This is a genomic window from Methylophaga sp. UBA3613 (assembly GCF_002375415.1).
GTDB lineage: Bacteria > Pseudomonadota > Gammaproteobacteria > Nitrosococcales > Methylophagaceae > Methylophaga.
This window is the reverse complement of record NZ_DFLS01000013.1, coordinates 83,851-110,813: the sequence shown is the minus strand read 5'-3', so window position 1 is coordinate 110,813 and position 26,963 is coordinate 83,851. Positions and strand designations below refer to the sequence as shown.

28 protein-coding genes and 1 tRNA gene are annotated in these 26,963 nt (G+C 44.9%); 6 read left to right on the top strand and 23 right to left on the bottom strand.

The annotated features are described in order from the left end of the window. Window positions 1-183: 183 nt before the first annotated feature. The 16 genes from B3S93_RS14795 to glnE form a co-directional block, all read right to left on the bottom strand. Window positions 184-259, bottom strand: a tRNA-Lys gene (locus tag B3S93_RS14795). 140 nt (window positions 260-399) lie between these two features. Further along, entirely contained in the window at window positions 400-1,068 is a 669-nt protein-coding gene (gene queC, locus B3S93_RS14790; RefSeq protein ID WP_292358144.1) for a 7-cyano-7-deazaguanine synthase QueC, read from the bottom strand. Next, entirely contained in the window at window positions 1,065-1,706 is a 642-nt protein-coding gene (queE, locus tag B3S93_RS14785; protein ID WP_292402983.1) for a 7-carboxy-7-deazaguanine synthase QueE, read from the bottom strand. Before queE ends, queC begins: the two co-directional genes overlap by 4 nt. A gap of 23 nt (window positions 1,707-1,729) precedes the next feature. Then, window positions 1,730-2,560: a tol-pal system protein YbgF gene (gene ybgF / locus B3S93_RS14780; protein WP_292402981.1), complete on the bottom strand. Its 831-nt coding sequence runs from the start codon at window positions 2,558-2,560 to the stop codon at window positions 1,730-1,732. A gap of 1 nt (window position 2,561) precedes the next feature. Continuing rightward, window positions 2,562-3,131, bottom strand: coding sequence for a peptidoglycan-associated lipoprotein Pal (gene pal / locus B3S93_RS14775; protein ID WP_292358150.1), 570 nt, complete (start codon window positions 3,129-3,131; stop codon window positions 2,562-2,564). Window positions 3,132-3,152: 21 nt separating this feature from the next. Continuing rightward, window positions 3,153-4,454: a Tol-Pal system beta propeller repeat protein TolB gene (gene tolB, locus B3S93_RS14770; protein WP_292358152.1), complete on the bottom strand. Its 1,302-nt coding sequence runs from the start codon at window positions 4,452-4,454 to the stop codon at window positions 3,153-3,155. Window positions 4,455-4,465: 11 nt separating this feature from the next. Next, window positions 4,466-5,599, bottom strand: a complete 1,134-nt coding sequence (gene tolA / locus B3S93_RS14765; RefSeq protein ID WP_292402978.1) for a cell envelope integrity protein TolA — start codon at window positions 5,597-5,599, stop codon at window positions 4,466-4,468. 5 nt (window positions 5,600-5,604) lie between these two features. Continuing rightward, window positions 5,605-6,051 (bottom strand): protein TolR, encoded by a 447-nt coding sequence (gene tolR, locus B3S93_RS14760; RefSeq protein ID WP_292358155.1) that lies wholly within the window; start codon window positions 6,049-6,051, stop codon window positions 5,605-5,607. Window positions 6,052-6,065: 14 nt separating this feature from the next. Next, complete coding sequence (gene tolQ / locus B3S93_RS14755) at window positions 6,066-6,713, bottom strand: protein TolQ (RefSeq protein WP_084227489.1); 648 nt, start codon at window positions 6,711-6,713, stop codon at window positions 6,066-6,068. Between the two features lie 10 nt (window positions 6,714-6,723). Further along, window positions 6,724-7,128 carry a tol-pal system-associated acyl-CoA thioesterase gene (ybgC, locus tag B3S93_RS14750; protein ID WP_292358158.1) on the bottom strand — a complete coding sequence of 135 codons (405 nt, stop codon included), beginning with the start codon at window positions 7,126-7,128 and terminating at the stop codon, window positions 6,724-6,726. Further along, a complete protein-coding gene (gene ruvB / locus B3S93_RS14745) occupies window positions 7,128-8,141 on the bottom strand; it encodes a Holliday junction branch migration DNA helicase RuvB (RefSeq protein ID WP_292358159.1) in 1,014 nt (337 codons plus the stop codon). Before ruvB ends, ybgC begins: the two co-directional genes overlap by 1 nt. A gap of 2 nt (window positions 8,142-8,143) precedes the next feature. Beyond that, the gene (gene ruvA / locus B3S93_RS14740; RefSeq protein ID WP_014705249.1) at window positions 8,144-8,740 is read right to left on the bottom strand and encodes a Holliday junction branch migration protein RuvA; all 597 of its coding nucleotides are present in this window, start codon (window positions 8,738-8,740) and stop codon (window positions 8,144-8,146) included. Then, complete coding sequence (ruvC, locus tag B3S93_RS14735) at window positions 8,737-9,276, bottom strand: crossover junction endodeoxyribonuclease RuvC (RefSeq protein WP_292402975.1); 540 nt, start codon at window positions 9,274-9,276, stop codon at window positions 8,737-8,739. The genes ruvA and ruvC overlap by 4 nt, the downstream gene beginning before the upstream one ends. Before the next feature lie 13 nt (window positions 9,277-9,289). After that, window positions 9,290-10,039 (bottom strand): YebC/PmpR family DNA-binding transcriptional regulator, encoded by a 750-nt coding sequence (locus B3S93_RS14730; RefSeq protein WP_292358161.1) that lies wholly within the window; start codon window positions 10,037-10,039, stop codon window positions 9,290-9,292. Window positions 10,040-10,088: 49 nt separating this feature from the next. Further along, window positions 10,089-11,018: a branched-chain amino acid transaminase gene (locus tag B3S93_RS14725; protein ID WP_292402972.1), complete on the bottom strand. Its 930-nt coding sequence runs from the start codon at window positions 11,016-11,018 to the stop codon at window positions 10,089-10,091. Window positions 11,019-11,060: 42 nt separating this feature from the next. Further along, the gene (gene glnE / locus B3S93_RS14720) at window positions 11,061-13,898 is read right to left on the bottom strand and encodes a bifunctional [glutamate--ammonia ligase]-adenylyl-L-tyrosine phosphorylase/[glutamate--ammonia-ligase] adenylyltransferase (protein WP_292402969.1); all 2,838 of its coding nucleotides are present in this window, start codon (window positions 13,896-13,898) and stop codon (window positions 11,061-11,063) included. 122 nt (window positions 13,899-14,020) lie between these two features. Here glnE and B3S93_RS14715 point away from each other — a divergent pair, with 122 nt between their 5' ends. Both B3S93_RS14715 and B3S93_RS14710 read left to right on the top strand, forming a co-directional pair. Beyond that, window positions 14,021-14,641 (top strand): alternative oxidase, encoded by a 621-nt coding sequence (locus B3S93_RS14715; RefSeq protein ID WP_292402966.1) that lies wholly within the window; start codon window positions 14,021-14,023, stop codon window positions 14,639-14,641. Window positions 14,642-14,705: 64 nt separating this feature from the next. Continuing rightward, the gene (locus tag B3S93_RS14710) at window positions 14,706-15,074 is read left to right on the top strand and encodes a DUF6164 family protein (RefSeq protein ID WP_292402964.1); all 369 of its coding nucleotides are present in this window, start codon (window positions 14,706-14,708) and stop codon (window positions 15,072-15,074) included. A gap of 90 nt (window positions 15,075-15,164) precedes the next feature. Here the strand turns inward: B3S93_RS14710 and groL are convergent, their stop codons facing one another. The 3 genes from groL to B3S93_RS14695 all read right to left on the bottom strand — a co-directional run bounded on the left by groL (window position 15,165) and on the right by B3S93_RS14695 (window position 17,744). Beyond that, on the bottom strand, window positions 15,165-16,793 hold the full coding sequence (groL, locus tag B3S93_RS14705; RefSeq protein ID WP_292402962.1) for a chaperonin GroEL: 1,629 nt from the start codon (window positions 16,791-16,793) through the stop codon (window positions 15,165-15,167). A gap of 57 nt (window positions 16,794-16,850) precedes the next feature. Then, window positions 16,851-17,141 carry a co-chaperone GroES gene (gene groES / locus B3S93_RS14700; RefSeq protein ID WP_014705256.1) on the bottom strand — a complete coding sequence of 97 codons (291 nt, stop codon included), beginning with the start codon at window positions 17,139-17,141 and terminating at the stop codon, window positions 16,851-16,853. A gap of 147 nt (window positions 17,142-17,288) precedes the next feature. After that, entirely contained in the window at window positions 17,289-17,744 is a 456-nt protein-coding gene (locus B3S93_RS14695) for an FxsA family protein (protein ID WP_292358171.1), read from the bottom strand. Between the two features lie 228 nt (window positions 17,745-17,972). Between B3S93_RS14695 and B3S93_RS14690 the strand changes: the two genes are divergently transcribed. Together B3S93_RS14690 and B3S93_RS14685 are read left to right on the top strand one after the other, a co-directional pair. Beyond that, entirely contained in the window at window positions 17,973-19,355 is a 1,383-nt protein-coding gene (locus B3S93_RS14690; RefSeq protein WP_292358173.1) for an OprO/OprP family phosphate-selective porin, read from the top strand. Window positions 19,356-19,448: 93 nt separating this feature from the next. Beyond that, window positions 19,449-21,239, top strand: coding sequence for a GGDEF domain-containing protein (locus B3S93_RS14685; protein ID WP_292358174.1), 1,791 nt, complete (start codon window positions 19,449-19,451; stop codon window positions 21,237-21,239). 32 nt (window positions 21,240-21,271) lie between these two features. Here the strand turns inward: B3S93_RS14685 and B3S93_RS14680 are convergent, their stop codons facing one another. Continuing rightward, the gene (locus B3S93_RS14680; protein WP_292402959.1) at window positions 21,272-21,712 is read right to left on the bottom strand and encodes an arsenate reductase ArsC; all 441 of its coding nucleotides are present in this window, start codon (window positions 21,710-21,712) and stop codon (window positions 21,272-21,274) included. A 152-nt stretch (window positions 21,713-21,864) separates the two neighbouring features. Between B3S93_RS14680 and B3S93_RS14675 the strand changes: the two genes are divergently transcribed. Continuing rightward, window positions 21,865-22,542, top strand: a complete 678-nt coding sequence (locus B3S93_RS14675) for a TIGR04211 family SH3 domain-containing protein (protein WP_292358176.1) — start codon at window positions 21,865-21,867, stop codon at window positions 22,540-22,542. A 44-nt stretch (window positions 22,543-22,586) separates the two neighbouring features. Here the strand turns inward: B3S93_RS14675 and B3S93_RS14670 are convergent, their stop codons facing one another. The 3 genes from B3S93_RS14670 to B3S93_RS14660 form a co-directional block, all read right to left on the bottom strand. Continuing rightward, window positions 22,587-23,123: a HugZ family protein gene (locus tag B3S93_RS14670; protein ID WP_292358178.1), complete on the bottom strand. Its 537-nt coding sequence runs from the start codon at window positions 23,121-23,123 to the stop codon at window positions 22,587-22,589. Window positions 23,124-23,377: 254 nt separating this feature from the next. Beyond that, window positions 23,378-23,797 carry a heme utilization cystosolic carrier protein HutX gene (gene hutX, locus B3S93_RS14665; protein ID WP_292402956.1) on the bottom strand — a complete coding sequence of 140 codons (420 nt, stop codon included), beginning with the start codon at window positions 23,795-23,797 and terminating at the stop codon, window positions 23,378-23,380. A gap of 14 nt (window positions 23,798-23,811) precedes the next feature. Then, window positions 23,812-25,836 carry a TonB-dependent hemoglobin/transferrin/lactoferrin family receptor gene (locus B3S93_RS14660; protein WP_292402953.1) on the bottom strand — a complete coding sequence of 675 codons (2,025 nt, stop codon included), beginning with the start codon at window positions 25,834-25,836 and terminating at the stop codon, window positions 23,812-23,814. A gap of 244 nt (window positions 25,837-26,080) precedes the next feature. On the opposite strand from B3S93_RS14660, the gene B3S93_RS14655 reads away from it, so the two are divergent. Beyond that, window positions 26,081-26,953: a heme/hemin ABC transporter substrate-binding protein gene (locus B3S93_RS14655; protein ID WP_292402950.1), complete on the top strand. Its 873-nt coding sequence runs from the start codon at window positions 26,081-26,083 to the stop codon at window positions 26,951-26,953. The last annotated feature ends 10 nt before the right edge of the window (window positions 26,954-26,963 follow it).

Here is a 26,963-nt window from a genome sequence, read left to right as displayed (position 1 = left end):
TTTCTTTTCAGAAATGTCCGACGCAAGTACCCACACAAATTACTTGATACCAATTTTTTAAAGAGCTTGCAGTTCTTAACGTCCTGCAAAGAAGCGAGAATTATACAGCCACTCGCCGGGCTGTCAACAACAATTATTACAGAATTATGAAACTAGAATAAAACTGAAATCTTGCAGAAAAAATGGTGGGCCGTCTGCGACTCGAACGCAGGACCATCGGATTAAAAGTCCGGTGCTCTACCAACTGAGCTAACGGCCCAAACCAAGCGCGACATAATACTATAGTTGATAAAAATGACAACCCCAGTTGCCAATATTTTTCTATTTTACTGACATAGAATAGCGGTGGAAGTCATACAGGAAACAGGTAATTGCTGATTCTTACCAAGAAACAATAACTTATTGATAACGTGTTGGGTCTGCTAGTCCGGCATCAATAAAACCTTGTCGTCTGAAGCGACAGGAATCACATTGTCCACACGCTCTGCCTTGCGCATCAGCTTGGTAGCAGGAAACTGTTTCGCTGTAATCAATCCCCAGCTCCGTACCACGCTTAACGATTTCTGACTTTGAAAGATGCATCAATGGTGCTTTTATATATATAGCGGAACCTTCAACTGCAGATTTGGTTGCCAGGTTAGCCAGCTTTTCAAATGCATCAATAAATTCAGGGCGACAATCAGGATAGCCTGAGTAATCCACAGCGTTAACCCCGACAAAAATGGCTTCGGCATTAAGTACTTCTGCCCAGCCTAATGCAATCGACAGAAAAACTGTATTTCGTGCCGGGACGTAAGTAATCGGAATACCCTGTTGTTCTGTCTCTGGCACATCAATGTCATCTGTTAATGCTGACCCACCGATGGCACGAAGATCAATCTGTATTACTTTATGGCTGGCTACACCTGATTTTTTAGCCAGATTTTCCGCTGCAAAAAGTTCGGTTTTGTGTCGCTGACCATAATCAAAGCTGATAGTGAAGCATTCATAACCTTCAGCTTTGGCAATTGCCAAGGCTGTAACGGAATCTAATCCGCCGGAAAGTAATATGACAGCACGTTTAGTCATCGGCCTTGAGCATCGTTCCAAAGATATTTATGCAATTGAATTTGCATTCTTACCGGCAGATTATCAGCAATAATCCATTCCGCTAAATCGGTAGGGTTTAAATCACCATGCACCGGGGAAAATAAAATCTCACAACGATCTATCAGCTCCAGTGAGAATAACTGCTCACGAGCCCAATCATAATCTTCACGATTACAGATAACGAATTTGATTTGATCCTGAGGGTTTAACAGATCAATATTGCTGTAACGATTTTTGGAGACTTCGCCTGATGTGGGGGTTTTTAAATCCATAACCCGTACAACCCGCGGATCGATATTACTGATATCCATCGCACCACTGGTTTCCAATGACACTTCGACATCCAACTCACACAAGGCAGTTAATAATTCCCGACAGGTATTCTGAGCCAGCGGTTCGCCGCCGGTAACAGTGACATAGCGGGGATTGTAACTTTTTACTTCAGCAACAATGTCACTGATCTCCATTTTTTGCCCGCCATGAAAGGCATAAGCGGTATCACAATAACCACAACGTAACGGGCAGCCGGTCAACCTGACAAAAACGGTGGGCAGGCCCACTGTTCGGGTTTCACCTTGTAATGAATAGAAAATCTCGGTGATACGACATTGATCCATCTACGTAATCTACAAAAAATGTTTTATTGTGCATTTTGCTGGATACGATCCAGACGCACTTTCGCCAGTCGGGATGCTGATGTATCCGGATATTGCTCAATCACCTGATTCAATGATGCTTGCGCCTTACTGGTATCGCCAGTTTCATATTCACTGAAACCGCGTTTTAACAAAGCATCTGCCACTTTATTACTGTCGGGATAGCTGGAGATGACTTTATCAAAAGCCACGATTGCTTTATCAAATTCACGCAAAACGTAATGTGCTTCGCCTTGCCAATAATAGACATTAGGCAGATATGAACTATTTGGATAATTTTGGGGGAATGCTCCCAACGCTGACAAAGCTTCCTGATAACGGCCGCCACGCAGATCCTGTAATGCTGACTGATATGCAGCTTCGCCACTTTCTACTGCGACGGGCACAGGTGCGCTCTCTCCAGCATCTGTCTGATCAGTGGGTGTATTCTGCAAACCACCATCGGCTAACTCTTCATCAATTGAATTGTTATCCATAGAAGGTGAATCGATAACTGATGGAGCTTGAGAAACTGAAGCTTGCTGCTGGATTTCTGTTATCCGTTGATCAAGATCCAAATATTGTTCACGCTGGCGTTTTTGAATCTGTTCTATTTGGTGATTAAGCTCTTCATTAGCACCATTTAAACGTTGAATCTCACGCTGCAATTGATCAACCTGAGTGAGCAAGGAGGTTAATCCCTGCCCCTGAATAATACGTTCCAACCTATCCACGCGAGCCTGTAAAGCTTCTTCTTCAGCCCAAGAAACAGCGGGCGCCAATATAGCGCCCACCATTAATACGATTGCAAGTTGTTTTTGCTTTTTAAACGGCATATCAACGACCAATGTAAATTATTTCAACTCGACGGTTTTGTGACCATGCAGATTCATCACTACCATCAACGGCAGGACGTTCTTCACCAAAGCTTGTCACACGAAATTGTTGGGCACTAGCGCCCTGCAACATCAGTAACTGACGAATAGATAAAGCACGTCGTTCACCTAATGCGAGATTATATTCACGCGAGCCCCGCTCATCAGTATGACCTTCAAGACGGACAGTCAGATTAGGATTTTTACCCAAATAAGCTGCGTGAGCCTCGACGATAGGTTGATCTTGTGGTCTTACGCTGGCGCTATCGTAATCAAAGTAGATTACCCGATTGGAGAGAGGGTTGGATGGGTCATTCAACTCACTTCCTGCATAACCATCTTCGCCAACAATAACACTTGCTTCTGCTCCCAGATCGCTTCCATCAGCTCCTTGACCAGTAACACCTGAAGTTGATGCGCCATTACGCTCCTCAACCAACACATCATCGGTTCCATCTTTTGTGGCATTACCGCTACAGGCATTGAGTAAAAACAATGCAATAAGTAGAGCCGAGAACTTATAACGATTCATAACAAACACTCCTGACATAAATTATTTTTTCAGCGGAGACCATGCTGGTTCACGCACAACAGTTCCGGATTCGCTCAAACGTTGATGGATCCGGCCATCAACAGAGACAGCAGCTAAAACACCGCTACCTTTTTGCTCAGTAGCATACAGGATCATTTGGCCATTCGGCGCGAAACTCGGCGATTCAGCTCTTCCTGAATCCGTCAAAACTTGCATTGCGCCGGTTTTCAAATCCTGTACAGCAATATAAAAACCACCATTGGCACCATGTACCATGGCCAGTTTGCTTCCATCTGGTGATAAATCAGGTGAAGCATTGTAATTTCCTTCAAAACTTATCCGTTCAGCTCTACCGCCATTTGCTGAAACTTTGTAAATTTGTGGTCGACCACCACGGTCAGAAGTAAAGTAAATCTCATTGCCATCGCGTGACCAAACTGCTTCAGTATCAATTGCCTGAGCATTATTGGTGACCCGTATTAAATCACCATTGGCTAATTCCATGACATAAATTTCCGGGTTACCATTTCTCGACAGAGTCAGGGCTAGCTTTTTGCCATCAGGCGACCAAGCCGGTGCGCTATTTATGCCTTCAAAGGAGGCAACTGACTTGCGTTGTCCGCTTTGCAACTGCTGAACAAAAACCTCTGTTTTGCCATTCTCAAATGATACATAGGCTAATTGATTGCCATCAGGTCCCCAGGACGGCGACATAATCGGTTGAGTAGATTGTAATACAGTCCGTGGATTTGCTCCATCAGCATCCGATATCTGTAAAGCGAAACGTTTTTTACCATCACCAGCCGTTATTTGTGTGACAAACGCCAGACGCGTTGAAAAAATACCTTTTTCGCCGGTTAATGTTTCATAGATAACATCTGCAATCTGATGGCCTAATGCACGCAATCCAGATGCAGGCACCTGGTAACGTTTTCCGGCCAATTGCTGACCACGGTAAACATCAAACAATTGGAATTGAACTTGGTAGTTCTCGCCATCCTGACTGCTGATTTTGCCGATAACAAGCCCTTCGGAACGTAATAAACGCCAATCTGCAAAATTGACCTGTGATTGTTCAGTGGGTCGAGAAACCAAATCCTGGTTATCTAATGGTGCGAAACGACCAGTACTCTCGAGATCATTACGAATAATGCTGGTTATATCCTCAGGCGCTTTAATTCCTTCGGCGCCAAACGGCACAATAGCGATTGGGAGTGCGCTATCTGAACCTCCGGTGATTTCGACTTTTAACACGGCAGATGCCTGAATTGGCATAAAAAACATCGCCATTAAGGCAAGCGAACGAATTAATTTCGGGGCCATATTAACTTCTCTCATTCAGGTTTAAAGTATATTTCAATGCCTTCACTGATAATCTTTTGTGCTGCATCAGGATCTGAAGGCATTGGCATTGGAGCGGCCTTATAAACAGCATTTTCTGCAGAACGATCAAATATTTCACTTCCACTGCTTTTTATCACTCTTACACTGCGGATATCACCACCCGGAATAAGTTTCACTTCCAGCGTAACAAGTAACCCAGCTTCTGCATTAGCTGGTTTAGTCCAGTAACGGGTAATTCTTTGTTGAATCTGCAATCCGTAGGTATCCAGAACCCCAGCAATCCGTTTCTGCTTGCGCTGTTCTGCCTCAGCATCTAATTGTCTTTGTAATGCTTGTTCTGCTTCTGCTCGTGATTTTTCTGCGGCCAGGCGTTCTGCCTCAGCTTTTCGCTTGGCCTCAGCTTCAGCAGCTTTTCGTTTAGCTTCAGCTTCAGCTGCCTTACGTTTAGCCTCTTCTTCTGCTTTACGCTTGGCTTCCTCTTCTGCTTTACGTTTGGCTTCCTCTTCCGCTTTACGTTTGGCCTCTTCCTCAGCCTTGCGTCTGGCTTCTTCTTCCGCTTTGCGTTTAGCCACAGCTTCTTCTCGGGCCTTTTCTGCTGCTAAGCGTTCTGCATCAGCTCGTTGTTTAGCTTCTTCAGCCGCTTTTCGCTCAGCTTCTGCCTTTTGTTTAGCTTGTTCTGCTTGTTGACGTTCCAACTCTGCCTGTTTACGTGCTTCTTCCTGTTCTATACGTTGCTGCTCAAGCTCTTTCAAGCGTTGTTGTTCAAGTTCAGCTTCCTGTTTTAGTTTTTCGGCATCAAGCTTGGCACGTTCCTGCATATCCAGAAATTCTTGCTCTTTACGAGCCAGCTCATCTTGCGTTTTTTCAAGTTGTTCATCCAGTTTTTGCTGACGCTCTTCTTCTGCTGCACGTTTTTTTTCTTCCGCTTCCTGCAAACGCGCCATTTCTTCAAGAACTAAATCTTCGTCAACTACGGTAGCTTGTACGATCTCGACTTCTGGTTGGCCAAACTGGCGAATATCAGTAGGCATATCAAAGCTGAATATCAGCAGTAAAAATAACAATATATGCAATATTGTTGAAGTGCCGCCGGCAAGAAGAGTTTGCACAATTGGATGCTTCATCTTAATTACTGTGTTTCCGTTTCCGGTCTTTGAGTAATCAAACCGACATTCGGTACGCCTGCTTTTTGTAATAAAGCCATAGCCCCTACCACTTGTCCATAACTTGCTGAACTATCGCCTTTGACCATCACTGGCGTTTGAGGGTTTCGGCGTAATACAGCCGACACTCTGGCAACCAGTTCCTGTGCACCGATACTTTGATCCTGATTATCACCTACTGATGCATAGTAAGCACCTTCAGCATCAACCGAAATCACCAAAGGTTCAAGATTTTCCGGCGCTTCAACCGGATTGGCATCGGCCTTGGGTAAATCGACTTGAACGCCCTGGGTTAGCATGGGCGCGGTAATCATGAAAATGATCAGCAATACCAGCATCACGTCGATGTACGGTACGACATTAATTTCTGCCATAGGCTTGCGACGTTGGCGTTGTTGTTTATAAAGCGCCATAGTTGGCTCCGTTATTAACCTTGTTGCCGTTGCAAAATTGAAGAGAATTCTTCAACGAAATTGTCATAACGACTAATCAATCTCTCAACTTCATGTGAATAACGGTTATATGCTACAACCGCTGGTATCGCTGCAAACAAGCCCATTGCTGTCGCGATCAAAGCCTCAGCAATACCTGGGGCAACCATAGCCAGTGTCGCCTGTTGCACTTCGCCTAAAGCTCGAAATGAATTCATGATACCCCAGACCGTTCCAAACAAACCAATGTATGGACTGGTAGAACCTGCTGTCGCCAGAAAGGGTAACGAAACTTCCAATTCATCCATTTCACGGGACAAGGAAATACGCATTACTCGCTGAGTCCCTTCCAACACATAGGTTGAGTCAGTAGAGGATTTTTTTAAACGGACAAATTCCTTGAAACCCGCCTCGAAAATTCCCTCCATACCCCGACCGGAGTGCGGTCTGGCAGTAATATCCTCATAGAGTCTGTTTAATTCATTTCCCGACCAGAATTTATCTTCAAATAAATCAGCATCTCGCCGGGCATCGGCTAACTCGCTGCGTTTTTTGAAAATAATGGTCCAGGAATAAACTGATATCAGCAGCAAAATAAGCATAACGATCTGCACCAGTAAACTGGCTTCAGATATCAGGGACATCAAGGATAGATCAGCATTCACATTGCATCTCCGTCAAAATAAAAGAAGGTATCGGGCACGGTTTAAATCGCAAAGCATCCAGGCAGGCCACTCGGACCGACGCACCGCACAACAGTTCACCGTCACGCAGTACTGATTGCTCAAACTGCATGCTTGCACCGCTCGTTTGTGTCATTTCAGATCGAATCAATAAGGCATCATTAAAACGTGCCGGGCGACGAAAATTGATTTGCATCGAATGGACTGCAAACAGACAATTATGTTCGTCTTTTAAAACATTTTGTTCAAAACCGAGCTGGCGTAGCCACTCTGTTCGCGCCCGCTCCATAAACTTCAGATAATTTGCGTGATATACCACGCCACCACTATCCGTATCTTCGTAATACACTCTCACCGGCCAATCAAAAGACTGCATTAATCACCTGTCAGATCTAAATCCGGTGTCAGACCCAAATGCAAAAAAGCCCGTTTGGTAGCGATTCTGCCACGAGGTGTCCGCATGATAAATCCTTCCTGAATCAAAAAGGGTTCAATAACATCTTCAATCGTGCCACGCTCTTCTCCAATAGCCGCGGCAATATTGTCCAATCCTACCGGGCCACCGGAAAATTTTTCAATGATGGCCAGCAATAGTTTGCGGTCCAACATATCAAAACCAAATTTATCGACATCCAGCAAATCCAGTGCCTGTCTGGCAATTTCTGCTGTGACAATACCATCAAACCGCACTTCTGCGTAGTCACGAACCCGTCGTAATAAACGGTTGGCTATTCGCGGCGTGCCTCTGGAACGGTGAGCAATTTCACCTGCACCATTAACGTCCAGCGTTAAACCTAGAATACGTGCGCTACGCTGCACAATCGTACTTAAATCAGCGACATTATAAAATTCCAATCGCTGCACAATGCCAAATCGGTCTCGCAAAGGCGAGGTCAGTGAACCAGCGCGGGTTGTTGCTCCGACCAGGGTAAATGGCTCAAGATCCAGCTTAATTGAACGAGCTGCCGGTCCCTCACCGATCATGATATCGATCTGGTAATCTTCCATCGCCGGATACAACACTTCTTCAACCACCGGGCTTAATCGATGAATTTCATCGACAAACAATACATCATTCGGCTCTAGATTGGTCAGCAACGCTGCCAAATCACCAGGACGCTCTAAAACCGGCCCCGAAGTTTGTCTTAAATTAACGCCCATTTCATTGGCGATAATATGTGCCAATGTGGTTTTACCCAGCCCCGGAGGACCAAATATCAGTGTATGGTCCAACGCTTCTTTGCGTTGCCGGGCCGCTGAGACAAATAATTCCATCTGCTCGCGCACCACCGGTTGACCAATATAGTCCTCGAGTCTAATGGGCCGGATAGCCCGATCCACCCGGTCATCATCATTCAGCGTTTGCGGAGTAATAAAACGTTCATCCATAGTTAATTACGCTGTAACGCCTGTCTGATGATTTGCTCAGTAGTCATATCCTGGGCATCAAAACTACGGATCATTCTGTCTGCTTCGGCGGCTTTATACCCTAAAGCAATCAAAGCTTCCAGTGCTTCTTTTCGTGCCCCGCTGCTACTCGGCATATTCGTCGTAATTTGTTCATCAAGCCCCATTGCAGAACCGACTTCCTTAAGTCTGTCGCGCATCTCTATAATAAGACGATCTGCTGTCTTTTTACCGACACCAGGCAAACGCGTCAAACTTGCGGCATCACCTTCCTGCACACTTCGAGCAAAGCTATCGACGTCGCTACCCGATAAAATCGTCAGTGCCAGTTTCGCTCCCACTCCATTTACCTTAAGTAAACTGCGAAATAATAATCGTTCGCGAGTAGTAGCAAAACCATACAACAACTGGGCGTCTTCGCGCACGACTAAATGGGTATATAAACTCACTTTTTCATTAAGTGACGGCAAATTTACAAAAGTAGACATGGGAGCGGAGACTTCATAGCCCACCCCATTTACATCCAGCACCAATTCCGGCGGCTGTTTTTCGATAATAATTCCGGTAAGACGACCAATCATCGGCTATAGCGTCCTCCTCGACGACGACTGATCCGCATTCCTGCGGGAAGTTTATTGCTGAGACTATCCAGTGCTGCATGATTTGCATGGGTTACCGCACAGGCCAAGGCATCTGCGGCATCTTCCATTGGCGCTTCTTTTAATTGCAACATGACCGACATCATATACTGGACCTGTTCTTTTTTGGCATGTCCATTACCAACGACAGCTTTTTTTATTTGTGTGGCGGAATATTCATGGACTTTTAAATGTTGATTGACTGCGGCACAAATGGCAGCCCCTCGAGCCTGACCAAGCTTCAAAGCTGAATCAGCATTTTTATGCAGAAACACCTGTTCGATAGACATAATTTCAGGTTCATACCGCAGAATCAGATCGGTTAATCCATCAAAAATCTGTTTCAGACGATCAGCAAACTCGCCATCCCCCACCAGCAATCTGCCATTAATGACGTGCTTAATCTGTTTACCGTCAAGCTCTATGATGCCAAAACCGGTTTTACGGGAGCCGGGATCAACACCGAGAATGCGTGACATAGGGGGATGGCCGCTAGTTCTCCAGCTGCGCCATCACCTCATCAGAGAAGTCTGCATTTGAATAGACCTGTTGCACATCATCAAGCTCTTCAAACGCTTCTATCATGGCGATGGCTTTTTGTGCGTCATCCAACTCCAGACTGACGGTATTGTCAGGGTGCATGGTGACTTCGGCTGATTGCGCCTCAAATCCAGCGGCATCCAAGGCATCTTTAACAGCAGCATACTCATCCGGCGTGGTAAACACATCGATGGAACCGTCATCATTGGTGACAATATCTTCAGCACCCGCTTCGAGCGCGACTTCCATGACCGCGTCTTCATCCAGACCTGGCGCTAGACTGATAATGCCTTTTTGATTAAACATGAAAGCCACACAGCCATCGGTGCCCATATTGCCACCGCGTTTACTGAAAACATGGCGTACCTCAGCAACCGTGCGGTTACGATTGTCCGTCATGCAATCCACCATAATAGCGATGCCGTTTGGCCCGTAGCCTTCGTAACGTACCTCTTCGTATGCAGCACCCTCGAGCTCACCTGCACCACGCTTAGACGCTCGTTCAATAACATCTTTGGTCATATTACTGCCCAAAGCTTTATCAATGGCAGCACGTAATCGAGGATTAGTGGCAGGGTCACTGCCGCCCATTCTTGCAGCTACAGTAATTTCACGAATCAGTCGGGTGAACAATTTGCCGCGTTTGGCATCTTGCGCACCTTTTCTATGCTGAATATTCGCCCACTTACTATGACCTGCCATTTGGTACTAACCTCTTTATTATTACGTTTAATACAAGTTTTCTATGCAATTAAACCAAAGTATTCCAGTCGCGATAATATTCGCTACGACCATAAACCTGATCAAAGTACATACTTTGTAACTGTTCGGTGATCGGGCCGCGTTTACCTTCACCGATTGGACGGTTATCCAATTCACGAATCGGCGTGACCTCAGCTGCGGTGCCGGTGAAAAATGCTTCATCGCAGATATACACTTCATCACGGGTAATACGTTTTTCAACTACTTTTAGCCCGATATCGTTAGCCAGGCGCATAACCGTATCGCGGGTAATGCCTTCCAGAGCCGAGGTCAGCTCGGGGGTATAAAGTACACCATCGCGCACCATAAAGAAGTTTTCACCACTACCTTCAGTAACAAAACCGTTAGCATCTAACAACAATGCTTCGTCATAACCATCGTTCACAGCTTCTTGCAAAGCCATCATTGAATTCATGTAGTTGCCATTGGCTTTGGCTTTACACATGGTGATATTCACATGGTGACGGGTAAACGATGAGGTTTTAATGCGAATACCGCGGGTCATGTTTTCTTCACCCAGATAGGAACCCCAGCTCCAGGCAGCCACCATCACATGTGTTTTTAAATTGTCAGCGCGGATACCCATGCCTTCAGAACCATAAAAACACATCGGACGAATATAGGCAGAATCCAGTTTGTTATCTCGAACCACAGCACGTTGTGCTTCGTTTAAAGTCGCTTTATCAAACGGGATGTTCATACCGAGAATCTTGGCGCTACGGAAGAGCCGGTCTGTATGCTCCTGCAGGCGAAAAATAGCAGCGCCAGCATCTGTTTGATAGGCACGGACCCCTTCAAACACCCCCATACCGTAGTGCAGTGTATGCGTCAGCACATGGACTTTAGCTTCGCGCCAAGGCACAAATTCGCCATCCAACCAGATAACGCCATCACGATCTGCCATTGTTACTGCTGCCATAATTACCTACTTTTGAGACTTAATATTGATATCAAACTGGTTTTAACGTAACCAGCGTTGCCAAATTGCGTTCACTTGTTGCTGAAAATCGGCCACTTTGGCCTCCGGCACCACTGCCGGTTGTTCCTGAAGAACACAATGATTTGCTTCACTACGATAATAGCGATAAGCATCTGCGAGCATGTTCCCTTCTTGTTCACTGAGCTTGCCTGTCGCGACTAAAGCATCCAAAATTCGGATATTATCGGTGTAAACCATCAGATCTGGCAAGCTTGCTGACCAGGCAAGTACTGCATATTGCACCATAAATTCAATATCAGTGATACCACCTACGCCCTGCTTAAGATCAAAATTTCCTGCAGACGACTTATCCAGTTGCTGACGCATTTTATGGCGCATTTCACTGACTTCTTTTGCCAGCTCGGATTCAGTACGTGATTTGGACAAAACTTGCTGGCGAATGTTACTGAATTGTTCAGCTAATTTTTTATCTCCTGCGACACACCTGGCTCTGACCAGAGCCTGATGTTCCCACGTCCAGGCTTCATTCTGTTGATAATCATCAAAGCCTGAAATTGGACTCACCAGCAACCCTGAATTACCCCTTGGCCTCAGTCGCATATCTACTTCATAAAGCACTCCACCCGCAGTCACGGTATTTAATAAGTGGATCATCCGCTGAGCCAAACGTGTATAAAACACCATCAAATCGACAGGTTTATCACCATCAGTCATTCCCTCCCGCGCATCATCAAATACAAAAACTAAATCCAGATCTGAGCCATACCCCAACTCCAGTCCACCTAATTTTCCATAGGCAATGACACTAAAGCCGCACTCCGTCATATCATCTTTATCCGCAGCGGGCGGTAATCCGTGACGCGAGATCAGATATTGCCAAGCCAATTGCAACACACGTTCCAACAAAATTTCTGCCAATTCGCTGAGTTGATCACCGATCCGCATCAACGGTAATACTTCGGTGACATCTGCTGCAGCAACATGCAAAGTGGCAATTTGCCGAAACTCCCGCAATAAATTCATTTGCTGTTCAAGATCGGTGTCTTCAGCAGCTGAGAGGAACTGGTTTAATAAGGCTTGTTGCTGTTCTCGGCCAGGCACTTCGTAAAGTGATCGCGGATCCAGCAATTCATCCAGTAATACTGGATAACGTGCTAACTGATGGCTAATTAAAGGACTCGCCGCACAGAGTTTGACCAGTTGAGATAAGGCCAAGGTGTTTTCAACCAATAGCGACATATAGGCTGAACGCCGCATAATAGATTCCAATAGCGGAATCATCCGGTTCAGACAGGTATCAGGTTCGTCAGTACCAGCAGCAGCCTGAACCAATAACGGCAATAATTTTTTGAGACGTCCAAGACCGGTATGACCAAGGTTTTTAACGACATGCAGGTTCAACAATTTTTCAATCGTCTGCTGGGATTGCTCTGGTTCGTGATATCCCCATGTTTCAAGATAAGACGTTATTTCTGCTTCGCTGGAAGTTAACAATGCAATACTGTCGGTACTCTCATCATCGGCCTGTGGTGCAGTCAGTAATTGTTGGAAATGTTCATGCACCTGCTGCCGATGTTCACTGAGAGTTTCAACAAAAGCAGTCCAGCTCTCAAATCCCATACTCCTTGCTAAACGAATTCGGGCCTCATTATTACTGGGTAATAAATGTGTTTGTTGATCTGCCCAGGCCTGAATACGATGTTCTGTTCGACGCAGAAACACATACGCATTTTTTAAGGCTGTTACAGCGTAATCTGACAATAATTTTCGCTCAGCCAATAAATCCAGAATCGTCAGAATGGGTCTTTGCTGCAAAGGTTTGTCACGCCCGCCATAAATTAACTGAAACACCTGACCAATAAACTCAATTTCGCGGATCCCTCCTGCTCCAAGCTTGATATTGTCTTCCATGCCTTTTAAATGAAGCTGTCCGGCAATCATGGATTTCATTTCACGCAGTGAATCAAACATGCCGTAATCAAGGTAACGTCGATAGACAAACGGTCGTAGTAGCTCGCTGATAGCTTTCTTATCCTGTTCACTGCCCGTAACAGGTCTTGCCTTGATCATTGCATAGCGTTCCCATTCCCGGCCCTGAGTCTGGTAGTAATCCTCCATGGCATCAAAACTGGCGACTAATGATCCACTTTCACCAAACGGGCGCAAACGCATATCTACCCGAAACACAAATCCATCAACGGTCACATTATCGAGAGCCTGAATCAGTTTGCGACCCAAGCGAGTAAAAAACTCTTCATTGGTGAGGCTTTTCCGTGCGCCTTGTGTTTCGCCATCATCAGGATAGGTAAAAATCAAATCTATGTCAGAAGACAGGTTCAATTCCCCGGCACCCATTTTGCCCATCCCCAGCACGATTAAATGCTGTGGCTGATCCAACTCATCCATCGGGGTGCCAAGCAGTTCGGTTTGCCATTGATAAAGCTTGTTTAATGCCTGCTCAACGCAACAATCCGCCAATGCCGTTAACTCACGCACCGTCTCTGCCAGATCGGCCCATCCACTTAAATCCCGCCAGATAATACGCACCATTTCTCGGTGTCGAAAGAACCGCAATTGTTGTTGCAAAGTGGCTTCATCATTTACCTGTGCCAGCCGGGTTTGCAGGCGTTGCTGATAGCCATCTTCTGCATAGACAGTTTCCAAATCACCACTTTCGACCAACTCACGCAAACGCTGTGGTTGCCTGTCGCCCTGATTCAACACATACTCACTGGCCGTTAATACTTCAGAGGCAGAATCAAGCAGATTTTGCTTATCCTGCAGAATCGATTGCCATCGTTCTGTATGTTGTGTTGTGGTCATTTTTGCCTCATTGGATATTTCAAAATGCACAGTCATTGAAAATGTGTCTAAACTAACAGAACATATGACTTATCGCGATGTAATAACCACGAAATTTTCACATCGGCAAATGTATTTTCTCAGACTAAATAACCTTCGTCTCGTCAAAGGAGACAACGATGGACAGCAATGAATATAACGCCCCGCATTTCACCCCAAAAAGCGTTTCTGATCGGGTGGCGCTGGCAATTGTAAAATTTATGCGTTTTTTTGCTGACGTCTTTTTTTCCGGACGTTACGGACATCGTGCTGTCGTACTGGAAACGGTTGCAGCCGTACCTGGCATGGTTGGCGGAGCTCTTCAGCATCTTCGTTCACTGCGCCGGATGCAGGATGATGATGGTTGGATTAGCACTTTGCTGGAAGAAGCTGATAATGAACGTATGCATCTGCTCACCTTTGTGCATATTGCCAAACCAAGCTGGTTCGAACGTGTGTTGATTATTATTGCTCAGGGTGTGTTTTATAACTTGTTCTTTATTTTATATATTTTCTCATCTCGAGTAGCGCATCGAATTGTTGGTTATCTTGAGGAAGAAGCTGTGTACAGCTATACCGAGTATTTAGCAGGTATCGATTCAGGCAAATACGAAAACGTAGCCGCACCGCAAATTGCCATTGATTACTGGAACCTGCCACAGGATGCGCTGCTGCGCGATGTAGTGTTAGTTGTAAGAGATGATGAGGCCAAGCATCGTGATGTAAATCATGATTTTGCCAATCAATTGCAAAACGCCTAATATGCCGCTGAATGAAGTAACAAATCGGGTTAGCTTCTAACCGCGCTGACAGACAAGGACGACTATGGCGACTTTATTATTTCGACTCAACAATGTACCTGAAGACGAAGCGGAAGACGTTCGGCAATTGCTGGACGATAAAGGCTTTGCCTTTTACGAAACTCAGGCTGGATTTTTTGGCCTTGGTGTGGCGGCCATCTGGTTGATAAATGATGAACAACTGCCTATTGCCAAAGCCACGCTCGATGAATATCAGGCCAAACGCGCTATAGATCAGCGTCAGCAATATGAAAATCTGCGTGCCAATGGCGAAATACCGGGATTTTTCCAATCCATTTTTCAGCATCCATTTCGCTTTGTAGGCGTGTTGCTGTTGATTGCCTTTGTATTAAGTCTGATGTTGATTCCTTTCTGGAAAACATTACACCCTTAAAAGCTCTTTTCAATTTAATTAGCCCAAAAAAAAGCCCCACCTCTTTCGAGGCAGGGCTTTTTTGTGTGCTGATAGCTATGCTGTAACGAATTACATCATGCCGCCCATGCCGCCCATATCAGGCATTGCAGGAGCTTCTTCTTTCGGAATTTCAGCAATCATGGCTTCAGTGGTCAACATCAGACCCGCAACCGAACCAGCATTTTGCAATGCCGTACGCGTTACTTTAGTTGGATCCAGAATACCCATTTCAATCATATCGCCATATTCGCCAGTTGCTGCGTTGTAACCGTAGTTACCTTTACCTGCTGCGACTTCATTTAAGACAACAGAGGCTTCATCGCCAGAGTTGGTGACGATTTGACGTAAAGGTTCCTGCATTGCACGACGTGCGATAGCAATACCAGCATCCTGATCCAGGTTGTCACCTTTCAGTTCGCCCAGGCTTACTTCGGCACGAACCAGAGCAACACCACCACCAGCAACTACGCCTTCTTCAACGGCAGCGCGAGTCGCATGTAATGCGTCTTCAACACGGGCTTTTTTCTCTTTCATTTCAATTTCAGAGCCAGCACCAACACGAATTACCGCAACACCACCAGCTAACTTAGCCACGCGTTCTTGCAGTTTTTCTTTGTCGTAGTCTGAAGATGAATCAGCGATTTGTGCACGAATCTGTTCAACACGTGCAGTGATTTCATCCGCACGGCCTGCACCATCAATAATAGTGGTGTTTTCTTTGCTGACAGAGATTTTCTTCGCTTGCCCCAGATCATCCAGAGTAACTTTTTCCAGATTCAGACCAACTTCTTCAGAAATCACGGTACCGCCAGTTAACACAGCGATATCTTCCAACATCGCTTTACGACGATCACCAAAACCTGGCGCTTTAACCGCACAGACTTTAACGATACCACGCATGTTGTTAACAACCAGAGTGGCCAACGCTTCGCCTTCAACATCTTCTGAAACGATCAGCAGTGGACGGCTTGATTTGGCAACCGCTTCCAGTGTTGGCAGCAGTTCACGGATATTAGAGATTTTTTTGTCGTACAGTAGAACGTATGGGTCATCCAGGTTGGCTGACATAGTTTGCTGTTCGTTAACAAAGTATGGAGACAGGTAACCACGGTCAAACTGCATACCTTCAACAACGTCGAGTTCATTTTCAAAACCACGACCGTCTTCAACCGTGATAACGCCTTCTTTACCCACTTTTTTCATTGCTTCAGCAATGATGTCGCCGACTGATTTGTCAGAGTTGGCAGAGATAGTACCGACTTGAGCAATGGCTTTGTCATCATCACAAGGTGAAGACATTTTTTTCAGCTCTTCAACAGCAGCAGTAACGGCTTTATCGATACCGCGTTTCAGATCCATTGGGTTCATGCCCGCTGTTACTGATTTCATGCCTTCACGTAAGATTGCCTGAGCAAGTACGGTGGCAGTTGTGGTGCCGTCACCAGCAGCGTCAGAAGTTTGCGAAGCAACTTCTTTCACCATTTGTGCGCCCATGTTTTCAAATTTGTTTTCTAGTTCGATTTCTTTAGCAACTGAAACACCATCTTTAGTGATAGTTGGTGCACCGTAGCTTTTATCCAAAATAACATTGCGACCTTTAGGTCCTAATGTCACTTTTACCGCATTGGCCAGCGTATTAACGCCTTTGACCATTAGCTGGCGCGCATCAGCGCCAAATTTGACTTCTTTAGCAGCCATTTTAATTCCTCTTTATAGCTATGTTTAACGTAACCAGATGTGAAATCGTCGGGAAGCTTACGCTTCGATCACAGCAACGATATCGTCTTCACGCATTACCAGCAGTTCTTCGCCTTCCACTTTGACTTCGGTGCCGGCATATTTACCAAACAGCACTTTGTCACCGACTTTAACAGCCAGAGGACGGACTTCACCAGAATCGGTAGGTTTGCCGTTACCCGCTGCGATAATTTCGCCACGAGATGGTTTTTCTGCTGCATTGTCAGGAATGACAATTCCACCAGCAGAGGTAGTTTCTTCTTCCATGCGACGAACAATCACACGATCATGAAGGGGACGAAGGTTCATTAGTTTTATCCTCCAAAAGTAACAAAAAATGACCAAGAAAATTCCAGGAACCCCTTTAATGGGGCTGGCTGAATAAACTTCAAGTGCCTGAGTTAAAAAATTTCTGAAAAAACTGTCAGATGCAGTAAATTGCTTGATTTATCAGCATTAACGAATATTGCGCTGATCGTCATCCTTGATGACCTCACCCTCAATAATATCCTCACTTTGCGAATAACGTTTCTGCGCAGACCACTGCTGACGAAATATCACATTGCTGTTACGAATTAATTTCAGCAATAGAGCTCGTCGCAAGGCCGGAACCAATAATAAAAAGCCCACCGCATCGGTTACAAAACCAGGAATCAGTAACAGAAAACCGCTTATAAATAAGGTCATTCCCTCCAGCATCTCCAGAGCCGGAGTGTCACCACGACGAATTGATTCCTGAGCTCGCTGCATGGTGGAAAGCCCTTGCAACTTAACCAACCAGGCACCTAAAACTGCAGTCGCAATCACAAACAGAATGGTCCAGCCAGCGCCAATCACCTCACCAACTTCAATTAATACGTAAATTTCTGCGATTGGAACCAGCAGAAATAATAAAAATAGCCACTTGAACATATTTATTCCTTAACGGATAGCACTCACTAGGAAGGTTGGGGCTTATCCGGGCTTTTCAAGCAAATCTGTCGATTATTGATGTGGTTTTTTAACAACATTTCTGGCGATTTGTTGCGTTGTCACACAACTGTCACAGTTTTTTCATCACGCTGAAATATTTGGGTTTTAAGGTGTGCAGGTCTCGGAGATACAGACCGAACGTGTTTTATCAACTAAGAGGATAGTCCCTTGAAATTAAAAACGTCTGCAATATTAATCGCCGGCGCACTGTTCGGTGCCGCCACACTGCCTGCACAGGCTAACAATGATGCCATGATGGATCTTTTACAGGTTTTGCGTGATAAAGGCACAATCAGCAACGATGATTACAAATTGCTGACCAATGCAGCAGCAGCTGATAAAGAAATGGCAGAAGCTGATAAAGAAGAGCTGAAAAAAGAAGTTGAAACAGCAACAGCCAATATGCCGGTTATTGAAACTGATGGCAAACTGGTGGTTTCAGATCGTGACGGTAACTGGTCATTCCAGCCTATCGGTCGTGTGATGTGGGATGCCATTTCTGTCGATAACGATGGCTTATATGATGGTACAGCTATTAGCGACAATGAAGGTCGTGGAACAGAATTACGTCGTGCACGTTTAGGCTTTGAGGGTGATATTTACGACTGGAGCTACAAATTTGAAGCTGACTTTGCCGGTGGTGATGCCTCGATCAAAGATGCATACGTAGGTTACGGTAACAGCCTGACTGACAGCACAAAATGGGGTGTAAAGCTGGGTCAATCTCATATTGCTTTTGGTTACAACACCAAAGCCAGCTCAAAATATATGAGCTTTATTGATCGCCCATTTTACGCCGATTCAAGTATTTCTCCCGCTCGTGAAAGTGGTGCAGTCTTTCAAATAAATGATAAAGACTATCGCTGGTTATTAGCGACTTCTTTCACCAGTGGTGAAATTGAAGATGGTGAAACTGACATTGATGATGCAGACTCATGGGCTGTACGTGGTTCTTTTGTCCCTTTCATGCAAGATGAAAAGCATATGTTGCAAGTTGGTGCTGGTTATCTTACACGCGGTAACGGTGATGATACATTCCGTTATCGTCAACGTGCCGTCAGTCACATTACATCAGAGCGTCCAATCGATACTTCTGTAGCGGGTTATGATGGTTCTTCAGCCTTTACCGCTGACGTGTTAGGTATCTATGGTCCTTTCCATGCCTTGGCTGAATATGTCGATTACACTGCAGAAAGTTCAGTCAATTCTGACCAAGATTTTACTGGTTATTCTGTTGAAGCAGGTTACTTCTTAACCGGTGAATCTTACAAATGGAAAAAAGGCTACAATTCAGGCGTATCACCGAAATCAGCATATGGTGCTTGGCAGCTAGTTGCCCGTTTCGAGAACATCGAAACAGAAGGCCTGGTCGGTGGTAGCATGCAGACTGAAGACGAAGCAGATAAATACACCTTGGGTATTAACTACATCCCACGTAAAAATATTCGCCTTATGTTGAACTACGACAAAATTACTGACCTGACAGTCAACGGTGCAAGCTCAGATGCAGAACCTTCTGCTCTGAAATTCCGTGCTCAAGCCTTCTGGTAGGCGCGGAATCTAGAGAGTTATCTCCTCTGCAAACTTGCCCCACTCTTTTGGGTGGGGCTTTTTTGTATCTGGCTTACTAAGAGTTGAATTCCAATGACAAAAGAAGAATTACTGCAATTTACCTCACTGGAAGATATTCTTGCCACGGCGGCACTTACTCCTATATTTCAACCGATTGTCTCATTAAAAAACAATCAGATTTATGGTTATGAGGCTCTGATCCGTGGTCCTTCTGATAGTGTTTTACACTCTCCAATTAATCTGTTTGATGCAGCCAGTCGACACGGCCGTTTGGCTGAACTGGATTTATTGTGTCGTGAAGTTGCCATTGCCCGATTTGGTGAATTGGATCTGAAAGCCAAGCTGTTTATTAATACCATCCCAGCAGCGCTGTTACAGCCCGACTATCCACACGGTTTAACGACCAAGTTCCTGAAAAAAGCCGGCATCCCTGCGGAGCAGGTAGTCATTGAGTTAACTGAGCAATATCCAATAGATGATTATGTGCTGATGCGCGAAGCTACTGAACATTATCGTGAAATGGGCTTCTCGATTGCCATTGACGATTTAGGGGCGGGTTATTCCGGTTTACGTACATGGTCAGAGTTAAAGCCGGATTATGTCAAACTGGATCGTCACTTCATGCAGAATATCCATGAAGATCAGCAGAAAAAACAGTTTGTGCAATCAATGATCGATATTGCACAAAGCAGTAACTGTAGGGTGATTGGAGAAGGTGTAGAAGTCCGGGAAGAGTATTTAGTTGCACAGTCCATGGATATGCATTTTGCTCAGGGCTATTATTTCGGCCGCCCAACGCCGAATCCCAAGCGAGAATTACCGCCTGAATTATTTGCCAAACGCCAACCCAGAGAAAAAATTCATTCGGGGGTGCCCCGTTCAGATTCACTGGTGGGAAGCCTGCTGACACAATTAACCCCGGTGCGTACTTATCATGATGTAAATCAGGTAGGCGAACGCTTCCAGAATGCCGTAAAACTGGCCGCATTGCCGGTATTACATGAAAACGACACCATTGCTGGCATGGTATGGCGCGATGAATTTATGACCCTGTATGCAAGTCGTTATGGCCGGGACTTACATGGTCGCAAACCGATTCATCTATTTATGGATAATCGCCCTATCATTGCTGAGACGACTTTGCAGCTAAAGTCGCTCAGCCAGCAAATTACGAGTCAGGAACCTTCTCATCAGCACAGCGTTTTTATCATTTCGGAACAAGGATTCTACCGTGGTGTAGGTAGTTTGATGGATTTATTGCGGCAGATTACTGACTTGCAATTAACCATCGCCCGTCATGCCAATCCACTGAGCGGCCTGCCCGGTAATGTACCATTAAATGAGCACATTCAACAGTCTATCCGGGAAAAACGTCATGCCACGGTATGTTATTTCGATTTGGATAATTTCAAGCCCTATAATGATACCTATGGCTATAACAAAGGCGATAAGGTCATTACCAAAACGGCAAAAATACTCAGTCAGTTTATTGACCATGAAAATGATTTTTTAGGTCATGTAGGTGGCGATGATTTCATCGTCATATTTGATAGTCATGACTGGCGCAATCGCTGTGAAATGATGCTGGAGGCGTTCGCGTTACTCTATAGTGAACTTTATAGTGATACCCATCTGCAACAAGGAGGCATTCAGGCCTACGATCGCCATGGTCAGCAAGTCTTTTATCCTTTGTTAAGCTTATCCATCGGTGCGGTCACCATCAGTGATTTTGACTATCTGATTGATGAAACAGATCTTGCAGAGCATGCTACCAAGGCTAAATCGAAAGCGAAGAAAATGCCGGGCAACAGTCTTTATCAGTTGAATCTATCAGATTGCCAGCCATTGGCGGAGGCAGGTTAAGTCAAATAAGATGATGAAAAACGGCCTAATATTTAGCGGCCATTCACTACCGATTTGTTTAATTGTTGCAGTACATAATTAACACGCTGCTTGATCTTTTCCCGGGTAATCCGGAATTCCTTCAGTAGTTCGGCTTCACTGCCCCGATATTTTGCCGGATCGGTTAGCGGTAAATGCAACCGCAAAGTATGGGGGCTGACAACAGGACATTGTTCATCAGCATTTTCACATAAGGTGACCAGTAAGTCTGCCCATTCCAGCATTTCGCCATTTACCCGTATTGATTCCTGCTGTGAAATATCAATACCTACTTCAGACATCACCTGTATTGCCTGAGGATTCTGGCCATGAGACTCAATACCGGCTGAACGAACTTCAATTTCATCCCCGGCCAGAAATCTGGCCCAGCCTTCGGCCATTTGAGAGCGACAGGAATTTCCCGTGCACAAAAACATTATTCTGAACTTTTCCATAACCCACCTCATTTATATCACCGCCCAACTTAACAAGCTTTTATGACAAACCCATTAATTCACATCAAACTTAATAATGATTCTTATCTGCTCTTGAAATCAGCCATATGGCTTCTGCTAGAATGACGCTTTAACTCAACTCGGATCTGCATGTGAAAAAAATTATTATCAGCCTGTTGTTCGTTGTCGCTCCGATACTTTTGCCTGGGATAAGCGCCGCTCAAACAACTCGCTACGTTTCAGATGAGCTTGAGATCACCATGCGCAATGGCCAGGGATTGGATTTCGGTATTCGCAAAATGCTTAAGTCAGGCACCGAACTTGCTGTACTGGAAAATGATCCCTCCGGTTATTCGAAGGTGCGCACCAATGATGGGGTTGAAGGCTGGGTTTTATCGCGTTATCTGGTCAACAATCCGAGTGCCCGTGACCAGCTGGCGGCCAAAGAACAGCGCATTGCCAATCTGGAACTGGAAATTACCGGTTATAAAGAAGAAATTGAACAGTTGAGCTCACAGACCAGTGAAGCTGATAACCAGAACATGTCACTTAAAGAAACAGCTCAACGACTCAGTAAAGAACTGGATGATTTACGCCGTACGGCCTCAAATGCTGTAGCGCTGGAAAACGAAAATCGTCAATTAAAAGAGCGGCTGCAGCAAATCGATCATGAAATTCAATCCATTGTCATCGAAAACAACACGCTGAAAGACAATGATGCAAAGAACTGGTTTTTGATTGGTGCTGCTGTGTTGTTTGGCGGGATGATTATCGGACTGATTTTACCAAGTCTGCGAATGCGTAAAAAAAGCTCATGGGGTAATTTCTAGACTACCAACAGAAAAGCGCCGCAAAATATTGCGGCGCTTTGGGGTTATTCTGACTTAATGACTACTTCACGCTTTTTATGTCCCTCACGTAAATGTTGCAGATTCTCTCCCGCCAGTGTCCCACTATCAATCTGATAAGCTTTGCCAAACCCTTTCACATATCGCCCGCCACGGGGTTTAAGTTTGAATAGACGGAAATCACTCAGCTGACTTAAGTTCGTTATACGCTGGCCATGACGCTCGGTTAACAACGCAATTCCCACATGCCAGGCATCAGAGTCAACTTGAATCCATTCCGCCTCCACCTGATAAGTCACACGCAAACGGGCGAACAGTTCAATCGCCGAATCTTCATCTTCAATGATTAACACTGACGCTTGTGGATGAATTCGCAGATTGACGCCATGGACAGCAATATCACTGACCAGTATATAAAGACAGTCTCTGCCAAGTGCAAAAGCAGCATATGATGCATAGGGGTGATTATTTTCATCCAGAGTCGACAGCATTAACGTTTTACGGCTGTTGACCATCATCATGATTTCATCACTGATCTGTTGTTCCAAACCTTTATTTTTCATTTGTGTGCCCCCAGGGCCTGTTGATCTTTCATAGCCGCCTCTGCTGTGACTGAAAATGCACCAATCAAGACGCGAGGAGTGAAGTTTAGTGACTCTAAATAAACGACGAGCAAGAAAGAGTGGTGCATTTTCAGCCTCAACCCGAAGGGTTGGGTGCTATTTTCCCCCTACTTCGTTGGAAATGACTTATCTAGAATGACTACATCGCATCATTACCGCCTTGTCGGACAAAAAATAGCCTCCAGCAGTGGTGGCTAAGAAAGATTAACAGGCCCTTGATATTGCTGCATTAACTGAAAAAACTTTTCACGTTGTGATGCGATCAATTCGCCCTGTTCATCACGACCGAGAAAGACTTTGAAGATGACTTCATCGTTTGCATCCTCAAACACAAAGGCATAACTTTCACGACCTCGATGGGGTTTGGCCTGAAAGCTGATTCGCTCAATTTTCTGCAGATTAAGATGGCCATGAAAACCGTTACCGTCAGCTTTAAGGTTATAGAAACCTTCTGCCACGGTTGCTTTTGGAAAGGCGCCGGTAAATTCGAATACACTGCCACCATGAATAATGATGGTTGTCATCGAGCCCCAATCACTGATCTGTTCCAATAACTGTTGCGCATTTTGTCCCGGCATTATTGAGGCTGGTGTTGCTGCTTGTTCCTGTTGCATAAATCTACTCCGCATTAGAACTGATAGCGTACTGCCAATCTTACATCACGTCCCGGCATATAAAGCTCCTGAAACGCCACACGATAATATTGATCAAACAGATTATTCACACTGATATCCAGCTTGAGATCAGATATGGCAGCTGGCTGCCAGGTGGCATAAATATCGGTCAGGGTATAGTGGTCATAATCTCGACTATCTTCTGAAGGAGTTCGATTCTGAGTCTCGATATGGCTGACCTTCAGCCCCGTTTTAACGCTGCGATTGATAAAGCGCTGACTCAGATCCAATACCCATTTATCTGCTGGAATACCGCTAAGTTTCTCACCAGTCTGTTTATCTTCACCACGGGTCTGGCCGTATGACAATGCAGCATTAAAATCATTTAGACCATAGTTAAATTTTAGCTCAAAACCTTTTAATCGAGCTTCATCAACATTGTTATAAGTTGTGTTCCCGGCATCAACACTGAAAAAAGGTGGAAAAGGTAATGATGAAAAAACAGGGCTATCAACTGTTTGCTCAATAAAATTATCAATATTGTTATAAAACAATGCCGCATTGATGCCAAAGTGATCTTGTGGAGTAAAGAGATTCTGCGTATTAAAGTCAGCGATGAATTCGATATTTTGAGATTCTTCTGGTTTCAGATCAGCATTTGGAATAAAGGTATTACAAGAAGTTGAAGTAATGCAAAAATGTGTTCCGGTGGTATAAAGCTCCTCAGCGGTTGGCGCCCTGAAAGCTTCATCGTAACGAAGTGTCAGATTCAGCTGATCTGTAGTTTGCCATACCAAAGCTACTGAAGGTGAAAGTGCATTATCACTACGATCATTATTTAAATTTTTAGCCTTAGTGCTGAAATCATCATAACGTCCGCCCATTTCCAACCGCCATGCCTCAGCAAAAGGAATGTGCACTTCAGTAAACGCGCCCCATACTTCTGTTGTGGCATCAGGTGGAGTGGGACGATCCAGTCCGCCACGGTTACTGCTTAATTTATCCTGATAGCCATCAACACCATAAATAAAACTGATATTACTCAGCTCTGTTCGGTTATTCAGATTTAACCCCAGTGTTTCAATCTCAGTATTATCAGCACGGCGATCCGATAAGCGGTATTCCTGCATATCAGTATTGTTCCAGTACAGCATCAATTGGGCATTAAGCCAGTCACTATCGGGATTGAGACGATAATCTACCGAGGCATGATCAGTTTGGTTTTCACGATGAATCATAAAATTTGATGAACTCAAATCGGCAGCACCATTAGAAGGAACCTCTCCGTTTACCTCTGAACTACGCAGGTTAAATGTTGCTGTTTGTGCATCATCAATAAACCAGTCGACTTTGGCCATTACGCCTTTATCTCGAGAGGCAGATCCTTCCAGATTTTCGCCATTGCCCAGCTCTATTTCATTGCCATCACGGTAAAATCCGGACAACAGCCAGTCGACACTATCCATCCGTCCTGCCAACGCCGTGGTGGTCAACCATTTATCACTGTTGCTGTGATAACCCTGTTTGATAAATCCGCCAAAGTCACTTACTCCCAGTAAATCAGCTGCATGAATGGTGTTTTGTGAAATTACGCCGCCCAAAGCACCTGAACCCCATAATGCACTGCTTGGACCTTTAACTACTTCAACGCTTTTAATTAATTCCGGATCCAGAAAATAGGTTGGTCGGTGACCTGACATAAAGTTTTGTCTGACCCCATCCACCAGCTGTAATACCTGGTTATCTCCTAACCCACGGATATTCACATTCTGAACATCTTCCCTAGGTCCACCGCTCAGTGTGACATTCGGCAGATGTGCAACTGTTTGTGGCACAGACGTCGCCTGCCGTTCATCTAATTCGGTTTTATCAATAACAATGATATTTCGACTCTGCGTGCCTGACGGCTCTGCATTACGTGTTGCAGTGATCTTGATTTCTTCCATTTCCAGAGGCGTTTGGGCAACCGAGATCAATGGAGTAAGTAAAAGTAAGGACTGTATCAGGATGGATAAGATTTTACGTTCAGCGTTCATCATTTCCTCAGCAGAAACTACGCGCTTTAACAGAGCGCCTGATTAAAAGTGTGCTTATGCAACGTTAAAACAAGTGGCATATGGCCGAGAAAATTATCACAACAAATACTTTCTGTAAATAGTAATGATTATTATTTAGATTTAACTTAACAATTTAATGATTTCTGGTTAAACTTCTGCAATGACAATGATGGTTTCCCCCATCATCAGCAGATATAAAGAATTGAATACACCTTTGGAGACTTGTATGAATCAATCTGAATTTTCACGTCGCTCCATTAGAAAGCTATTTTACGGCGTTTTAGTGTTATTCAGTACTCAAATAGCCATCGCTGAGCCGATTCATGCTGAGAGAATCATCAGTGTCGATAGTAATGCCACAGAAATTTTGCTGGCCCTTGGGGTTGGGTCAAAAATTATTGCTACCGATATCACCAGTGAGCCATTACTTAAGGGAGAAAATATTCAAATACTAGGATATCACCGCACGTTATCGGCCGAAGCGCTCTTATCCCTACAGCCGGATCTGATTGTTGGCAGCGACCATACAGGACCTGCCGCCACAGTAAATGCGATTCAGCAGGCACAAATCAACTTTATCCAGCTCGATAGTCCGGAGAGCGTGGCAGAATTGAGTCGTAATATTCATCGATTAGCAAAATCACTTAATCGCGAGGCAACCGGACAGGCACTCATTGACGATATTCAACAACTGGAAAACGCTATTGTCAGCAAACAGAACGGTTCAGCATTAAACATGGTTTTTTTACTGGATCTGAATGATCGTGGTCTATCACAGGCTGGTCGGGACACCGTTGGTAACGCACTGATTACATTGCTTCATGGTGAGAATGTCAGCAATTTTAATGGTTTTCAGACTGTGTCGCTGGAGTCTATTCTGGCCATAAACCCTGATGTCATCATCGTTGGTAAACGCATCAATGGTGCTCCGGAAAAGGAACAATTGCTGGCCCGTTATACTTTGTTGAAAAATACTGCAGCCGGACAAGCCCAACGCATAGTAAGTGTAGATGCCAGTAAATTGATTGCAGGCTTGAGTATCACCGCCGTAAATCAAGCCAACCAACTGGCAGAAATAATTTTTCCTTCTGCAAGATGAGCTATGCCAA

Coding starts and splice junctions, on each gene's coding strand:
- queC (WP_292358144.1), bottom strand. CDS start 1,068: ATGACTAAACGTGCTGTCATATTACTTTCCGGCGGATTAGATTCCGTT.
- queE (WP_292402983.1), bottom strand. CDS start 1,706: ATGGATCAATGTCGTATCACCGAGATTTTCTATTCATTACAAGGTGAA.
- ybgF (WP_292402981.1), bottom strand. CDS start 2,560: ATGCCGTTTAAAAAGCAAAAACAACTTGCAATCGTATTAATGGTGGGC.
- pal (WP_292358150.1), bottom strand. CDS start 3,131: ATGAATCGTTATAAGTTCTCGGCTCTACTTATTGCATTGTTTTTACTC.
- tolB (WP_292358152.1), bottom strand. CDS start 4,454: ATGGCCCCGAAATTAATTCGTTCGCTTGCCTTAATGGCGATGTTTTTT.
- tolA (WP_292402978.1), bottom strand. CDS start 5,599: ATGAAGCATCCAATTGTGCAAACTCTTCTTGCCGGCGGCACTTCAACA.
- tolR (WP_292358155.1), bottom strand. CDS start 6,051: ATGGCGCTTTATAAACAACAACGCCAACGTCGCAAGCCTATGGCAGAA.
- tolQ (WP_084227489.1), bottom strand. CDS start 6,713: ATGTCCCTGATATCTGAAGCCAGTTTACTGGTGCAGATCGTTATGCTT.
- ybgC (WP_292358158.1), bottom strand. CDS start 7,128: ATGCAGTCTTTTGATTGGCCGGTGAGAGTGTATTACGAAGATACGGAT.
- ruvB (WP_292358159.1), bottom strand. CDS start 8,141: ATGGATGAACGTTTTATTACTCCGCAAACGCTGAATGATGATGACCGG.
- ruvA (WP_014705249.1), bottom strand. CDS start 8,740: ATGATTGGTCGTCTTACCGGAATTATTATCGAAAAACAGCCGCCGGAA.
- ruvC (WP_292402975.1), bottom strand. CDS start 9,276: ATGTCACGCATTCTCGGTGTTGATCCCGGCTCCCGTAAAACCGGTTTT.
- B3S93_RS14730 (WP_292358161.1), bottom strand. CDS start 10,039: ATGGCAGGTCATAGTAAGTGGGCGAATATTCAGCATAGAAAAGGTGCG.
- B3S93_RS14725 (WP_292402972.1), bottom strand. CDS start 11,018: ATGGCAGCAGTAACAATGGCAGATCGTGATGGCGTTATCTGGTTGGAT.
- glnE (WP_292402969.1), bottom strand. CDS start 13,898: ATGACTGTGCATTTTGAAATATCCAATGAGGCAAAAATGACCACAACA.
- B3S93_RS14715 (WP_292402966.1), top strand. CDS start 14,021: ATGGACAGCAATGAATATAACGCCCCGCATTTCACCCCAAAAAGCGTT.
- B3S93_RS14710 (WP_292402964.1), top strand. CDS start 14,706: ATGGCGACTTTATTATTTCGACTCAACAATGTACCTGAAGACGAAGCG.
- groL (WP_292402962.1), bottom strand. CDS start 16,793: ATGGCTGCTAAAGAAGTCAAATTTGGCGCTGATGCGCGCCAGCTAATG.
- groES (WP_014705256.1), bottom strand. CDS start 17,141: ATGAACCTTCGTCCCCTTCATGATCGTGTGATTGTTCGTCGCATGGAA.
- B3S93_RS14695 (WP_292358171.1), bottom strand. CDS start 17,744: ATGTTCAAGTGGCTATTTTTATTATTTCTGCTGGTTCCAATCGCAGAA.
- B3S93_RS14685 (WP_292358174.1), top strand. CDS start 19,449: ATGACAAAAGAAGAATTACTGCAATTTACCTCACTGGAAGATATTCTT.
- B3S93_RS14680 (WP_292402959.1), bottom strand. CDS start 21,712: ATGGAAAAGTTCAGAATAATGTTTTTGTGCACGGGAAATTCCTGTCGC.
- B3S93_RS14670 (WP_292358178.1), bottom strand. CDS start 23,123: ATGAAAAATAAAGGTTTGGAACAACAGATCAGTGATGAAATCATGATG.
- hutX (WP_292402956.1), bottom strand. CDS start 23,797: ATGCAACAGGAACAAGCAGCAACACCAGCCTCAATAATGCCGGGACAA.
- B3S93_RS14660 (WP_292402953.1), bottom strand. CDS start 25,836: ATGATGAACGCTGAACGTAAAATCTTATCCATCCTGATACAGTCCTTA.
- B3S93_RS14655 (WP_292402950.1), top strand. CDS start 26,081: ATGAATCAATCTGAATTTTCACGTCGCTCCATTAGAAAGCTATTTTAC.